The sequence below is a fragment of the Selenomonas sp. KH1T6 genome, from assembly GCF_900108415.1.
Taxonomy (GTDB): Bacteria; Bacillota; Negativicutes; order Selenomonadales; family Selenomonadaceae; genus Selenomonas_B; species Selenomonas_B ruminantium_A.
Window position 1 is genome coordinate 23,226 of sequence record NZ_FNWN01000026.1, and the last position, 14,983, is coordinate 38,208.

Here is a 14,983-nt window from a genome sequence, read left to right on the forward strand (position 1 = left end):
ATGGGGTATGCTGCGCCCATCTGCTGCGGGAATGCAAGGGGCTGCATGAGATGTATCCCCAGTCCATCTTCTTCAGCTTTTTCCCGTGGCTTCTCACATCTATGCTTGAGGCCAAGAAGAAGCGCATGGCCAAGGGAAAGGGGGAAGCAGGAAAATACTATATGAGGCGGTTCCTGACAATCTTCAGCAACGCTGTCAAGATAGGGCAGGTTCAGCATCCTCCCATACGGCAGGAGGCGGAGATAAAAAGGGGACGCAAGGCCAGAGGAAAGGCGAATGCCTTCATAAAGCGCATGGAGCGGCTATATGAGGCAGTCTGCCTGTTCTTCTGTGACTTTAGTGTGCCGTTTGACAACAACCTGGCAGAGCGTGATTTGCGTCATGCAAAGGTCAAGCAGAAAGTAAGCGGCTGTTTCCACACAGATGAAGGTGCCAAACTTTTCGCCAAGTTCAATTCCTATTTGAGCACGGCAAAGAAGAGAGGCTGTACTTCTCTGCGGGCATTGGAATTGCTGTTTCAGGGAACTCCTATGCTGGCCTTAGGAGGGGCGACTGAATAGTTACGAATTTTGCAGGAATATCCCCTTGACTGCTAGAATGTAGTGCTTGATTATCTTTGCAAAGGGAGGTGCATTGCTGCCATGTCGGATACCCATTACCAAAAAAAGTCCTTCATCTATACCATCGAAGAAAAATGCACCGGCTGCAACAAGTGCATAAATGCCTGTCCCGTGGACTGCGCCAACCAGGTATACAGGAGCTATGACGGCGGGCTCAAAGTCGAGGTAGACCCTGAATACTGCATCTCCTGCGGCGCCTGCATAGCCGCCTGCGACCATCAGGCCAGGGACTATCTGGACGATACGGAGCAGTTTTTCCTTGATTTGGCCACAGGTGGCGAGCCCATGACCGTGGTAGCAGCCCCCTCCGCCCAGGTGCATTTCCCGGAGCTGAAGAACCTTTTCGGCTGGCTGAAATCGCTGGGCGTCGCGGGCATATACGATGTCTCCTTCGGGGCAGATATAGCCACCTGGGCCTATCTGCGGGCCAGAGAAGCGAGCCGCCTGCCCGCCTCGGTCATTGCCCAGCCCTGCGCCTCGGTAGTGAAATACTGCCTGCGCTACGCGCCGGAGCTCCTCCCCTCCCTGGCCCCTGTCCAAAGCCCCCTGATCTGTCTGGGACTATACCTGCGCCGCACCCTGGGCATAAAGGGACGCATCGCTTTCCTCTCCCCCTGCGTAGCCAAGGGCGAAGAAATACGGGATAAGAACACTGGACTGATTGTGCAGTACAATGTGACCTATGCCAAGCTCAAGGACAAGCTGGAACGGGAGCGTATAGACCTCTCTTCCTTCCCGCCTGTGGATTTTGACGGACAGTCTGCCGGGGTGGGCCATGTCTACAGCCGTCCCGGCGGCCTTTCCGAAACCATCCGCATCACCGACCCGGAGATATGGATACGCTCCCTGGATGCGGTGAGCAATGTCTATCCATACCTGCAGGAGTACCACAGCCGCCTGCAGGAGCACAAGCCCCTGCCGGAACTGGTGGATGTGCTGAACTGCCGTGGCGGTTGCAATTATGGCACCGGCACCAGGCGGGATGTGGCCCGCGATGATGTGGACTATCTTATGAATCAGCAGAAAAAGGAGACGACAGAGGAAAAAGTCAGGTATACCGAGGCGGGAATCAGCTACGCTCCCAACGAATATTTTGACCGGCATCTGAAGTGGCAGGATTTCCTGCGGATTTACACCCCCATTCCCATCAAAAACTCGCGCTTCACAGATGAAGATTTGCAGGATATCTACGCCCAGCTGCACAAGACCACCCCGGAAGCTCAGAACATCAACTGCCACGCCTGCGGCTATGGCACCTGCAAGCGCTTTGCCCAGGCTTTGAAGCTGGGGCTGAATGTGCCGGAAAGCTGCGTGGATTACGACCGCAACCAGCTGAAAATAGACCCCTTGACCAAGCTCCTGAACCACGGCGGCCTGACCGAGACTCTGGACAACCTCTTGAACCCATACAGCAAGGAGGCTTCTAGCCTTTCCCTCATCATAATGGATGTGGATGATTTCAAATCCGTCAATGACACCTACGGCCACGATGTGGGAGACATCGCCCTGATAACGGTAGCCGATGCCATCAGGCAGCACATACGCCCTGCAGACTTTGCCGGACGCTGGGGCGGCGATGAGTACATGATCATCCTGCCACAGGCAGGAGAAGATGAAGCAACAGAGGTAGCGGCCCACATCCGTGCCGCCATAGCCGCCGCCCGGGTGCTCCCCGACGGCGCCAGCTTCACCTCCAGCGCAGGCGTGACCACCGCCCGCCCGGAAGACACTCCCCAGAAAATCTTCAAGCGGGCCGACAGGGCGCTCTACGATTCCAAGAAGTTCAAAAAGAAATTTCACTATTAAGTGCAAAAGGGCAAGAGCCGTAAAAGCTCCTGCCCTTTTCATGTTTTGTTTTTATAGTGAACGCAATATCTTATTTTAGTTTGCCTCCCCCGTTTACGGGGAGGCTATTCATCAAATATTATTGCGTTCACTGTAATTACAGCACTTTACAACTTTTTATGGGAGTTCGCTACAAATGTCATAATTCCTGCATTCATATCCATTTTGCCACCCCTTGAAGCAACAATATCACCAATCCTGGCATATCTTCCATCCGCCCGACTTCATGCCACTCCCCACAACGCCAAAAGACCCCGAAGCCCCTTAACTCACGGGGTTCGAGGTCCTTCTGCGCAGCTTTACCTTACTGCTTGCTCAGCCATTCAGCAATGGCCTTATAGTTGAAATACAATTTGTCCGCCTTATCCCCGAAAGGATAGTCTACTTTCACAGCATGCTCATCGCTGGTGAACTTGCCGTCGGTCATGCGGCCCAGTTTGCTCCAACCTGACATCCTGGCCACGTGGCCGTAGGCGTCCAGGAAAGGTGCCACGGCGCAGTCGCCGCCGCCCGGCTGCTCGCCGATGATCTTGGCCAGGCCATCCACCTGGGCGAAGAAGGGCAGGGCGTTGCCGCAGGAATAGGAGAAGCCGCTGGTCAGGATGTAGAAATCATACTGTCCGCCAAAGCCGTCACGGGCATCGAATTTGCCATCCAGATTCGTGTCCACATGATACCACTCTGAGCAGTAATTCTGGTTCAAGGTATGGTAATAGGTCAGGTTCACTTCCCCATCAGGTGACAGGAAGCCCAGCACAGCAGTCAGGGCGCCCACTGCGCCACCGCCATTGTTGGACAGGTCGATGACCACTTTCTTCACCTGTGGCTCATTCTTTATCTTGGCAAAGGCATCATAGAACAGGCCGAAGGTGCTGGCATCGTACACGTTCTCGTCAGGCAGGCGATAGTAATAAGATGCCTCCTGCAGGCTCTCTTCAAAGCCTTCAAAGTAAATGAAGGCCGTGTCGCCGATGATATCCACCCGGGAGGTGCCGAAATCCGCGGGCTTGAGGGATTCCATGCGTTCTTTCACTGTAAACAGGCGGTTCGTGTCCTCGCTCTGCATCCGTTCTGCATTGGTGTCCAGCTGGAAATTCTCATCCTTCGTGCCTCTTACCTTCACATACCCCTGAGCCTGTTCCAGCCAATATTTGTACGGCTTGCCACTGTCATCCCGGAAAATATAAGTCAGGATGACGGGATTAAGCTGCAGTTCCTTGCAGGCAGCTTCATACTGGCCATAGGTGCCTTCTTCCCCTTCCAGGAAATTCACGCCCTTGTCCGCTACCTTGTAAGTGATTTTCTGCAAGGCCTTCATGGTGGGCTCGATGCCGCCATAAGCGGTGATGACCTTGGCGGTATTGATATAGGAGCCGGTATCGAAGACGCTGTGGCCCAGCAGCACCATGTCATGGCCGCTGTCAAAGAGCTTGTAGACCACATCCGTGAAGGCATCGGAATTTTTCTGGGCATCCGTGGACAGGAGCCCTTCCTTCAGCCCGTTCTCCTCAAAGTACTTGTCAAAGCTCTCGATGCCCTTTTCCTTCTTATGGCCGTAATACAGGTCAAACAGCAGGCAGGTGGTCCCATAGGCATAGCGGGCATAAGCAGGCGGAATCTCCTTCTCCTTGGAGAACTTCCCGGAATAATAAGCGGTGGCATAGGGATTCAGCTTGATGTTGGGATTCAGGCTGTGACCGTAAATGTGACCGATGGGCTGGGCAATATCGTAGAAATGGTCCCCGTTGAAGGAGAAATCACTTGCCCCGCTGGGCATGGCAAAGACATTCTGCAGCACCGCAAAGGGCAGCAGCATCTGCCCCTCATGGGCTATCATATCAAGGCCATAAGGGGAAAGGTTAATCTCAAAGCCCGTAGCTTCAGTCTCACTGGAAGGATGCTTCTTGGAAACGGCCTGGGCATTGAATTCCTCTGCCAACAGTATACCGTTAGGCAGAGCCCGCGCCCCATAAGAGCCAAAGAAAGCATCCCAGTCCGCGCAACGAATTTTCCCCTGCTCCGCATCAAACTCCACGCTGACGCCATTGCGCACTACATGGAGAACCTGCCTGTCTTCCTCCATTTGGAAGTCCGCATTGCCATCGTATAGCAGGGACAAATACTGCTGGGCGGAAATATAGGGTACGCTGTCTTCCCCTGCCACATTGTAGACCCGCAGAGTCGCGTATTTATCCAGCCGGCTCGCGTACATCCGGGAGTCAAATGACCCGGTCACAGCTGCAGTCTCCCCCAGGGCCGGTGCCCCGGACATGAGCAGCCAGCCTGTCAACAGGCCGCAGAGCAATCTTTTCGTCAGCTTTTTCCTGTGCATATTCATTCCTCCTACTTTCTGGCAAAGCCAGCAGAGAATCGACTCCACGGAGGAATTCTCCCTCCGGCAGGATTTTCCTGCCAGCTGCCCAAGTTTCGACAGGACCTCCTGATTTTTCCTGACAGCCTTCCAGCGCATGCCCTCATATCCTTGCGCTCATTTCCCCTCAGCGTCCTCCTCCAGGGTTTCCAACAGGAAACTCACCGGGCGAAAGCCATCGTTGCAGGAAATCATGGCAGAGCGGGGATTCTTCATCCAGCCATCGTAGAAATCCTCTGCGCCATGCGCCAGCCCCATGACAAAGGGCGACATGGATTCCCAAGCGCTCTCGCAAAGCCCCTCCGGCCGCTGCCAGCCGTTGGCGATGAAAACCGCCCCCTCTTCTATATCACAGGCATGCTCCATGGGATTCTCGTACTTTTCCATCAGATCAGGATAGCAAGCCTTCCGCATGACAGTTATCCGCACTTTCTTCACAGCTGCACCTCCCTATTTAACCATGCCGCATGCGATCCAGTTAATAGCACCTGACAATCAGCTCCGGGCTGCCAGCATATCCATGGCCGCCTTCAGGACTTTGCCAATGGCATTGTGGATTACCAGGTCAGCCCATTCATCAGCCTTGGTCTCGCTCTTGTTGATAAGCACCAGGTTCTGACCCTGGAAATACTTTATGAGGCCTGCCGCAGGATATACCACCAGGGAGGTACCGCCTATCAGCAGGGTATCTGCTGACCTGATGGCCTGGACGGCTTTTTCCATCACCTGGCTGTCCAGCGGCTCCTCATAGAGCACCACATCAGGCTTCACAATGCCGCCGCAGCGGGTGCAGCGTGGTACGCCTTTGCCTGCCGCCACATGCTCCATTTCATAGGCTTCCTGGCAATCCATGCAGAAATTCCTCTTGACTGAGCCATGCAGTTCCAGCACATTCTTCGAGCCTGCCAGCTGGTGGAGGCCGTCAACATTCTGGGTGATGACCGCCGTGAGCTTCCCCATTCTCTCCAGCTCTGCCAGGCCCCTGTGTCCGTCATTGGGCTGTGCCTTCGGATACAGCAGATGTTCACGGTAAAAATCATAGAAATCTTCCGTATGCTCCACAAAGAAGCTATGGGACACCATCTCCTCCGGCGAGAAATGCCTGTGCAGCTTCTGGTGATAAATCCCCTCCGCACTGCGAAAATCTGGTATCCCCGACTCCGTGGACATGCCAGCGCCGCCGAAAAATACCATGCTCCTGCTCTGCTCCAACACCTCAGCCAGTCTGGCTATATCATCCATTTCCTTCTCCTCCTCCCCCGCCTTGGCTTAAGTAACTATAGTTCTATTCACTTTTCCCACAGTTTTTTCCTCCCCCGCCCTGCCAAAACTTCCCCCTGCCGCGAAGTGTCTCGCTAGCTGTGAATCTCTGCCCTGGCACAGAAAGGCAGTTCTGCCCCTAGAGAAAAACTATACCCCCCAAAAATTTTCTCTACCCATCAGAGAGGAAAGTTTCCCCGTCTGGACGAATAAGAATATCATCGAAATGTGTGCAAAGGCTACCCCCGGAAAAGAGGAGGAGTGAGTTTAAGATGGGACTTATTCACAACATGAAGGTAAACCTGAAGCTCATACTCATCGTGGCCATAGCCGCTGTGGCCATGCTGGCCATCAGCCTGGTGGGCTACCGCTCCCTGGACAGTGCTGACGAAGCCATGGAGAGCATGTACACGCAGGAAATGCAGGGCGTGCAGCATCTGGGCAAAGCCGTGGAGTGGAGCCGCATCATGATGGTGAAGACCCTGCAGGGGGTCATGCTCCAGGGCCACTCCGACCGACTGCAGAAGATCATCAGCCAGAAAAAGGAAGCTGAAGACGGCTTTGAGGAACAGCTGGCCGCCTACAAGAAGGCCATGCAGGGCACCCCCTATGAGAACACCAGCGAGATTGACCAGCAGTGGGCCAACTACAAGAACGTCATGAACAAGGTCATCAGCCTGGCAGAAGCAGGCCAGTCAGCTGAAGCCATGGACATTTACGAAAGGGACGGCTCCCCTGCCACCCGCGGCCTCAGGGATGCCCTCCACGGCCAGCAGGACAAGGTCAATGAAGAAGCCAGCGTGAAAAACCAGGCCAGCACCGATGCCAACAGCCTGGCCGCAAAAATCATCCTGGCAGTCACCGTCATCGCCCTGACTGTGCAGCTGGCTATCAGCCAGGTCATCGCCGGCAGCATCACCTCTGCCCTTGATTCCATGCGCCATGTCTGCGAGAAACTCCGGGATGGCGACTTCCGCGCCGGTGACCACGCTCTGGAGAGAGAGGACGAGTTCGGCCATCTCTCTTCCACCCTCATGCAGATGGAGGAGAAAATGGCCTCCTACATGAAGGGCATTTACGGTACCGTGCAGAACATCAACTCTGCCGCCGCCAACCTGAAGGAAGCCTCCATGCAGTCCGCCCAGGCCTCCGTCCAGTCAGCCGAGGCCGTAGGTGAGTCTGCCCATCTGGTCACCGACCAGGAAAGCTCCCTGAACGACAGCAGCTGCCTCCTGGACAAGGTCAACGAATCCATCCAGGAAATGCGCTCCCATGCCGAAGAAGTCTCTGCCAACTCCCGCCAGGCAGCAGAGGAAGCAAAGCACGGCTATGAGGTGCTGAAAAAGTCCGTGCAGGAAATCCGCGGGGTGGAAAAGACCGTCAGCTCCACCTCGGAAATCGTAGGCAAGCTGGGTGCCCGCTCCGGTGAAATCGGCGCCATCGTGGACACCATCTCCGAGATTGCCAACCAGACCAACCTGCTGGCACTCAACGCCGCCATCGAGGCCGCCCGGGCAGGCGACCAGGGCCGCGGCTTTGCAGTAGTGGCAGAGGAAGTCAGGAAACTGGCCGAGCAGTCCGAGCAGGCCGCCGAAAAGATTGCCCAGCTCATCGCCACCATGCAGCAGGATACGGAAAGCGCCGTCAGCTCCATGAACGAAGGCTGCGAAGCCGTCGTGGCAGGCGCCCAGTCCGTAGAGAACCTGCAGAAAGTCTTTGAGCAGATACAGGCACTGGTAGAAAACGGCGCCCAGAAAACTGTCCTCATGGACAAAGCCATCAAACTGGTCAGCAGCGATGCCCATAATATCTCTGCCTCTGTGGCCGACATCAACGCCAAGGGACAGGTCATTTCCCAGCACATGGAATCCGTCTCCGCCGCCACGGAACAGCAGTCTGCCTCCTCGGAGGAAATCGCCTCCGCCAGCGAGACCCTGTCCAATATGGCCAGAGAGCAGCAGCAGGCCCTGCGCCAGTTCAAATTCTAAATCCATACACCTACCTCAAAGAGGGCTGTCCCGCAGGACAGCCCTCTTGCTAGTTCAGCTTTCTTTATAAACGCTCTCGTCAACCTTGCCCTCCATTCGTACCAAAATGAATGAAGACGAAACATTTCCTGCCACGTTGCCTGCGGTGCAAATTGGATCCATGATGGATTCAATGCCGATAAAGAGCATGACTGCAGCCACCGGCACCCCGAACATGCCAAACATAGACGCCATCAGCATTGCGGCCGCCGCCAGCCACTGCAGGGGCGGTACAAATCAACAGCATAGAAGCAAAGAAAAAGGACAGGAAAAACTCCGTATCCATGCTTCTTGAAGGTGCCGTGGAGGCTTCCTCACCAGCTCCTGCAAAGCTCCATATCGAAAGGCACCTGCCTGTAGGGGCTGTCCTCAGACTCCAGCAGCTCTTCCAGGGCGGCTGCCCTGCTGTCGTAGAGGGCGTCATAGCCAAGATAGGACTTGTATGAGCGCATATAGCCCTTGCCCAGTCCCTCCCAGCTGCGGGTCACCTTCTGCAGGCGCTGGCCGGCGGTGAGGATCACGTTCAGGGTCTCCCGCAGGGTCAAAAAACCTGCCAGATAACCCCAGCTGGCATTCTGTATTGTGCGCTGGAGCTGCCAAAGGAGCTTGTCCTCTATCATATCCTGGATGGTCTCGATAAGCTCAGGGCGGCTGTTTATCTCCCATGAATCCCGCAGAATCCACCGGCCATACTCCCGGCCTATGGGATCCAGATGGGAGGCGCCCCCCAATTCGTGGATATCGTCATGGTTGGCCTTGTGAATGAGGGCGCAGTCGGCGATGATCCACTTGCGGAAGTCCTCATCCACCTCTTCCCAGACCAGGTCATCTTTGGGAAGGCCGATGACCTGGTCATCTTCTGCCTGCCACTGCCGCAGCTTATTCAGCACCGGCCCTTCCAGATGAGCCCGGAAGCTGTCATACTCCGACCTCAGGGTGCGCTCTCCAAACATGCCCGGCTCCTGCCGTATCAGCCAGGCAAAGAAGGCGATGGCATCTTCCCTGTAGAGAACAAAACGGTAGCAGTCTTCCTCGTCCTCATACATATTGACCTCCATATAGGCCACCTTGTCATCCTCATCATAAGTATTCCTGAACTGGTCGCACTCTTTTGCCCTGTATACCTTGTCATATCCCGTCATCTTTATGGTGCCATCTGGCCGCAGCTCCAACTGCCCCCAATAGTTCTTGCTGAAGAAGCGGCCGAAGAAGCCCTTCTTCCCAAGGAACTGGGCCTTCATGGTGATAGTTTCCATACTCTTTCCCTTCCTGCTTACAGGCACTCGCTCCACTCGCTGGTGGCATACATCTCGTCCAGCTCCTCCCGGGCGGGCTCATAGCCATCGTCCGCCAGATCCCGCAGGACCTTGCGGTAAGCGCGGAAATTATCCTCCAGCTTGTAGAAATGGGACATGGTCCAGACGGCTTCCAAAAAACCTTCCCCTGCGGCCTGCCGAACCAGTGCCCGGGCTTGGTCGTAGTTGGCCTCCTCATCCTTGGCCATGAGAGCCTTGGCCAGCAGCAGGCGGGCCTCATTCTGATAGTGGTTTTCCTCGCAGGTTTCGGCAGCTGCCCTTTGCAGCACCCGGATAGCAGTGTCAGGGTCGTGCCACTCCCCTTCCTCGTCCTGGCAGAGCATGGCCCGGGCATACATGGCTTCGTAATCCCCCAGCTCAATGCCCTTCTCGTAGCAGGACACACCTTTCTCATAGTCCTGCACGGTGCCTATGCCCTTCAAGTGGCAGATGCCCAGCTGCACCCAGGCCCCAGTCTCTCCCATGTCAGCAGCCTTTTGCAGGTAGTATATGGCCTGGGAGCCGCTGCCTTCCGGGTGCTGCAGGTGCAGGCGGCCCAGGCTGTACCAGGCGGAAACCACATCTTCCCGGACTTTGGTAGTGGTGGCGTTGAGGAACCACTGGGAAGCCGTCTTGAAATCATCGCCGCAGATAATGCCCAAAAGGTTCATGGCATGGCCGCAGCCAATGTCTGCCGCTGCCTTGAGGGCCGCAATGCGCCCTTCTTCATCATCATTTGCCTGGCACTCATCAGCCTCATGGAGATAGTCATTCCACTGCCTTCTCTGCTGGGCATCCTCGTCATTCTGCCAGCCTTCCCCCACCAGGCCCTTCCCTTCAGCCCAGGCAGCCAGCACTTCTGCTACCGCCTCAGGGTCCTTTTCTTCCTTGTACGTATAGCCAGCGCTGATCTTGGCCTGCAGATAGTATTTCTCTCCATCGAAGCTGGCTCCCAGATAGTCACAGCCCTTGTAATTTTTGTTCAGCAATACGCTGATATAGACATCACGCTTATTAAGCTCCAGCGCCGCCCTCAGTTCATCCCTGTCATAATGCCAGAAGCTTACGCCATAGCTATCCTCCCATTCAAGCGACAGCTTCCAGGGGCGCCTGCCCTCCGCCCTCTCAGTGCGCTCGTCCTGCCAGCTGCGGAAGGTGTCGGCCTTGTCCATACTGTTACTGCCGCCTGCGGCCAGGCTTTTCCACGCCCCCTCGGCTTTCTCCCAGGACAGCTTGGACAGCATGATCTGGAAGCCCTTGTACTCCGTAGCTGCACTGCGGTACTGCTCAGCCAGCTTCTCATTCTGGGGCAGCCCGCCATAGCCATGCTCATAGACCTCTGCCATGAGATACTGCAGCAAGGCCCGCTTGTAGGGCGGCAGCATTTCCTGCTGCTCCTCCCGGGTCATTTCCTCCCGAATGCTGCGGGCCGCCGCCTCCTGCGCCATACTGGTACCGCGGCCGTAAAGCTTGCAGTAGCAGACGAGGGGCATGAGCACATCGTAGTTGTAGAAATCGTGGCACTGGGCGATTTTGTCCAGAGACTTCCCGCACCACTCAAAAGCCTTGTCAAAATCCCGCTCGAAGTAATCTCCCCAGAAGTACAGGTCCGCCACCTGATACATGGAGGTCACATGACCCTGCAGGGCCAGGGGCAGGAAATACTCCTCAAAGGCTTTCCTGGGGTCTTCCTTCACCCCCTGGCCGTGGCGGTACATATAGCCCAGATTGTAAAGGGAATTCTCATGGCCTGCCTTGGCTGCCTTTTCGTAAAGGGCGAAGGCATCCCTGTACCTTTCCTCCTCATAAAGGTCCTCGGCCCTGCTCCAGAGGGCATGGGGATAGCCTGACCGGCAGAAGCCGTCCTCATAGCGGCGGTACTTCTCCACCTGGGACATATCTCCACCGTTGCGGCAGCTGCTGCGCACGCATTTCTTGTAAGTGTCCATGCCAAAGGCAAAGCCCCCCTGCACAGCCTCTTCCAGATAGGGCAGGGCCGTCTGCAGGAGCTCCAGCTCCCCCTCCTGGCTGCCCCTCAGGAAGGACACGCTGCCGTAGTCGTAAGCTATGCCCAGCAGATAGGAAGCCAAAGGCTCCCCTCCCTTGCCGGTGTATTCCTGCATCGCCTCGATGACCTTTTCGGGGCTTTCCCATTTCTCCAGCATGGCCTCATGCTCCGTGGGGTGCAAGCCCTTGTCGGCTATGGCGCAGAGTACGCCTATGGCGCTGCCGCCCTTGATGCTTTTCAGCAGGCACTCATGCACCTTCTCGTCATCTGCCACGAAGCCCAGCCCGTTCATTTCCCCCACGGCGGTGACTCCCATATAGGTGCGGGCCAGGATAGCCCAGGCGTCCATATCCCCGCCTTCGGCGGCCTCCCGGAGCATGGCCTGCCCCTTCAGTCCGCACTCCTTGTCGTACTGGTTCCAGATAAGCTCCACTGCCTCATGCACCTGCGGCTGAAATCTCTTTGCCATTGTCTTACCCCTTTTCTGCATCTAAACTACATCTGCTAAGTAAATTACCAGCTCTTCTCCAGCTTCATATCAAAGGGCACGGTATAGATATCATTGGCGGCCTTGAGCCTGACATAGGCTTCCTGCCTTTCCTCCAGCCCCCAGTCATTATCCATCTGCTGGTCATAGGAACGCAGGTAAGCCTTGGCCAGCCCCTCCCAGCTGCGGGTCAGCTTCTGCAGGCGCAGTCCTGCAGCTACGGAGACATTCAGGGCCTCCCTCATGGTGAGATACCCGGCCACATAGCCAGTGCCTGCCAGCTGCAGCACCCGCAGGGCCTGCCACACCAGCTTGTCCTCAATCATATCCTGAATCGTCTCGATGAGGTCCCGACGGCTGTAGATATCCCACATATCAGCCAGCCCGGACCGTGTCCAGCACCGCCCCCAAAGAGTTCTCCCCGCAAAGCCCCCCAGCTTATGGGGGTCCAGCCCCAGCGCCTTCCTGTTGATGGCGCAGGCTGCCAATATCCACTGCCTGAGCTCCTGGGGTGCGTCCTCCCACTTCATATCATCTGCAGGCAGTTCCTCCTACCGGCAGATGACACGACGATTGCTGCAGATAGAGATCGTCTTCACCAGCGCCGTCCCCAGCCACAAGAAAATCTTTTTCATCATATTGCATCTCCCCTTTCTCAATAATCGCTCTCACTCATGGTACTATAAGTTTGTTAAATTTATATTAGATTTGTGAAAATTTCCTAATAAAAAATCCCCTCATAGAGGGGAGCAAGTCAGCTGCCGAAAAGGAGGCTTCACAGCAAAAACAGGAGGGCTTGGGCTCTCCTGTCCTTTCAACGCCATTCAATTATTCCCGTGGGCTTTCAGCCACTTTGACCATTTCACCTTGAAATTGCTCTGGTGATTCTCCTGCACATACTGATAGAATTTCCTGATCATCTGGGCCTTCTCCTGGTAATACTTAGCCCGCCACTGGCTGGGCTTGGGGTTCTGCAGATCAAAGGCCAGATAGGCTCCCCCCAGCAGGTACTGGCGGGAGATGATGTCCTCGCAGGGCACCTGGGGATTTTTCATCATGTCGTACATGGCCATGTAGCTGGTGGTCCTGCCCTTGCCTGCCCGGCAGTGGAAGTGGAGCCAGGCATCCTCGGGCATTTTCCTGACAAAATCTATGAACCTGTCGATATTTTCCGCTGCAGGCCACACATGGTCAGTATCCGTCAGGCGGAAGTAGCGGGCGCCACTCTGCTCCACCAGTTCCTTTTCACTCTGGACCTCCCTGACTTCCATGAGCATGGTTTCGCTTTCCTTCTTCTTCGCCACCTGCAGCTTCTGTCCCCGGGCCTCTGTCAGCCGTTTCTGCTCGTCCCGCAGCACCTCACGCCGGGATTTGCCCAAATTGCCCCAGTTGCGCTTGCCGCGCCAGCTGACGGCAGCCCCATTGAAATAGCCGTGGGACTCCTGCCTCAGGTCCACCACATAGACGGGACCTTGGGCCTTCTGCCGCAGGAGCTTCCAGAGCCGGTTCCATTCCCCCCGGGAGAACTCTGCGCTGCCGGAGATGTGCAGTCTGTCCAGCCCCTCACGGGATGGAGAGGACAACAGGTCAGGGCCGCCCTTTTCGGCAGGCATCTCCTTGAACTCCCCGTCTGCCAGACGAAAATTGCGGGGCAGCTTATCCTTGTCCGCCTCGTCCAATCTCCAGTAATAGCCGCGGTAGTCACCGCGCTCCGCAGCGGCCTGCTCCACTGCCGTCATGGGCGCAAACTGTGCCGCCTGCACCCCGGCTGGCACCCCTGCCGCCAGCAAAGCCGCCACTACCCACAGGCACGCCTTGCGCTTGAAATCCATCATCATGCAGCACCTCCATCAATAATCTTCTCCCGCCAGCCAGTCCCTATAGGCCCTATTCTGTCTTTCTCAGGAAGATTTTAGGGCGTGTTGATTAAATGAACTTGGCCCAGATTTGCGTAGATTGGCTGTCCATTGCAAGGCGACAAACCGGAGGCATAGCGGTGCTATGTCGAGGATTTGTCAACGCAGCAGGGACAGTCAAGATACGTGAAGATGGGCTTAGTGAATTAATCAACACGCCCTAGGCTGATACTTTATTTTATCACGCCACCAGCCCCCTGCCTACCACCTCATGCCTGAACAATGACTTTTTATGCCAGGCTGCAGCGCACCAAAAAGCCCCCCTGGAGATAACTCCAAGGGGGGTTGTCAGCTCTGCCATCACTTGCATGCTACTTCGCGTTCAATAAATTCCCTTGTGCCCCGGGTCACGCCTACGGTGCGGAATTTGATCTGCATGGCTGCCAGTCCGGCGGCCGTGGTCTGGGCCAGGATGGTGGTGCAGAAGATCGGATTATCCGCCAGCAGCTTGCCAATGGCCCTTTCCTTACCCAGGTTGCTCATCCTGCGGTATTCGTGCGAGTCTACCAGCTTCTGGATGGACTCCAATCCCGATGCTCCCATGGCGATGACCTTCTTCACTCCATCCAGGATGGCCTCAGCGCTTACTCCACCTGCTACATTCTCCAGCTGTGCGTCAGCCAGCTTGCTATTCATCATGAGTTCATTCATTTTTATCTCTCCTTTCCTTTTTCAGCTTTGTTAGAATTTCTTTTCCACGAATTCACGGACGGTTGCGCAGACACCCACCGTGCGGTACTTCACCTGCATTGCCGCCATCCCTGCCGGAGTGATAGAGCCTGTGCAGGCTGCCGAAAAGCCTACGCTGTTGGCCAGGATCTTGCCAATGGCCTTTTCCTTGCCGAAGTTGCTCATCTTCTCATACTCGAAGGAGTGTACCAGATTCCTGAGCTCCTTGGCCGTATTGTCCCAGCTCTTGGCTACTGTCGTCAATGCTGCGATGACTGCCCCTGCAGCGAATGGTGCTGCGCCGCCGTTCACTATGTCCAGCTGCTCCTCGTTCAGAACCGTGTTCATCTTAATTGCCTTTTCCATTTTTCATCTTCCTTTCTTTTCTCTTGCCTTGCGGCTTCTCTTTTGTTCTTTCTGTCCTTTATATCCCCAATGGAGAAAAAGTGTTTATAATTTTTTTTACGATCATTTATTATGCCAGG

12 protein-coding genes and 1 pseudogene are annotated in these 14,983 nt (G+C 55.6%); 3 read left to right on the forward strand and 10 right to left on the reverse strand.

Annotated features, from left to right (window positions below):
• Nucleotides 1-50: 50 nt before the first annotated feature.
• Nucleotides 51-441 (forward strand): annotated as a pseudogene (locus tag BLW59_RS13175) (IS66 family transposase); the annotation flags it as partial.
• Nucleotides 442-641: 200 nt separating this feature from the next.
• On the forward strand, nucleotides 642-2,426 hold the full coding sequence (locus BLW59_RS13180) for a diguanylate cyclase domain-containing protein (RefSeq protein WP_074698139.1): 1,785 nt from the start codon (nucleotides 642-644) through the stop codon (nucleotides 2,424-2,426).
• 343 nt (nucleotides 2,427-2,769) lie between these two features.
• On the opposite strand, the gene BLW59_RS13185 is transcribed toward BLW59_RS13180, so the two are convergent.
• From BLW59_RS13185 to BLW59_RS13195, 3 genes are read right to left on the reverse strand one after another with little or no spacing between them, the layout of a single operon-like run.
• Nucleotides 2,770-4,935, reverse strand: a complete 2,166-nt coding sequence (locus tag BLW59_RS13185) for a S41 family peptidase (RefSeq protein WP_074698140.1) — start codon at nucleotides 4,933-4,935, stop codon at nucleotides 2,770-2,772.
• Nucleotides 4,936-4,953: 18 nt separating this feature from the next.
• Nucleotides 4,954-5,274: a TIGR04076 family protein gene (locus tag BLW59_RS13190; protein ID WP_029542731.1), complete on the reverse strand. Its 321-nt coding sequence runs from the start codon at nucleotides 5,272-5,274 to the stop codon at nucleotides 4,954-4,956.
• A 57-nt stretch (nucleotides 5,275-5,331) separates the two neighbouring features.
• Complete coding sequence (locus tag BLW59_RS13195) at nucleotides 5,332-6,078, reverse strand: NAD-dependent protein deacylase (protein WP_074698141.1); 747 nt, start codon at nucleotides 6,076-6,078, stop codon at nucleotides 5,332-5,334.
• A 290-nt stretch (nucleotides 6,079-6,368) separates the two neighbouring features.
• Here BLW59_RS13195 and BLW59_RS13200 point away from each other — a divergent pair, with 290 nt between their 5' ends.
• Complete coding sequence (locus BLW59_RS13200; RefSeq protein WP_074698142.1) at nucleotides 6,369-8,084, forward strand: methyl-accepting chemotaxis protein; 1,716 nt, start codon at nucleotides 6,369-6,371, stop codon at nucleotides 8,082-8,084.
• A 54-nt stretch (nucleotides 8,085-8,138) separates the two neighbouring features.
• On the opposite strand, the gene BLW59_RS17475 is transcribed toward BLW59_RS13200, so the two are convergent.
• From BLW59_RS17475 to BLW59_RS13235, 7 genes are all read right to left on the reverse strand, one after another.
• On the reverse strand, nucleotides 8,139-8,324 hold the full coding sequence (locus tag BLW59_RS17475) for a cation:dicarboxylate symporter family transporter (protein WP_074698143.1): 186 nt from the start codon (nucleotides 8,322-8,324) through the stop codon (nucleotides 8,139-8,141).
• Between the two features lie 113 nt (nucleotides 8,325-8,437).
• Nucleotides 8,438-9,379: a DUF1266 domain-containing protein gene (locus BLW59_RS13210; RefSeq protein WP_074698144.1), complete on the reverse strand. Its 942-nt coding sequence runs from the start codon at nucleotides 9,377-9,379 to the stop codon at nucleotides 8,438-8,440.
• A gap of 17 nt (nucleotides 9,380-9,396) precedes the next feature.
• Nucleotides 9,397-11,895, reverse strand: a complete 2,499-nt coding sequence (locus BLW59_RS13215) for a tetratricopeptide repeat protein (protein WP_074698145.1) — start codon at nucleotides 11,893-11,895, stop codon at nucleotides 9,397-9,399.
• 44 nt (nucleotides 11,896-11,939) lie between these two features.
• Nucleotides 11,940-12,443, reverse strand: a complete 504-nt coding sequence (locus BLW59_RS13220; protein WP_074698146.1) for a DUF1266 domain-containing protein — start codon at nucleotides 12,441-12,443, stop codon at nucleotides 11,940-11,942.
• Nucleotides 12,444-12,737: 294 nt separating this feature from the next.
• Nucleotides 12,738-13,751, reverse strand: coding sequence for a tyrosine-protein phosphatase (locus tag BLW59_RS13225; protein WP_074698147.1), 1,014 nt, complete (start codon nucleotides 13,749-13,751; stop codon nucleotides 12,738-12,740).
• 378 nt (nucleotides 13,752-14,129) lie between these two features.
• A complete protein-coding gene (locus tag BLW59_RS13230; protein ID WP_074698148.1) occupies nucleotides 14,130-14,480 on the reverse strand; it encodes a hypothetical protein in 351 nt (116 codons plus the stop codon).
• 30 nt (nucleotides 14,481-14,510) lie between these two features.
• A complete protein-coding gene (locus BLW59_RS13235; protein ID WP_074698149.1) occupies nucleotides 14,511-14,864 on the reverse strand; it encodes a class IIb bacteriocin, lactobin A/cerein 7B family in 354 nt (117 codons plus the stop codon).
• Nucleotides 14,865-14,983 lie beyond the last annotated feature (119 nt).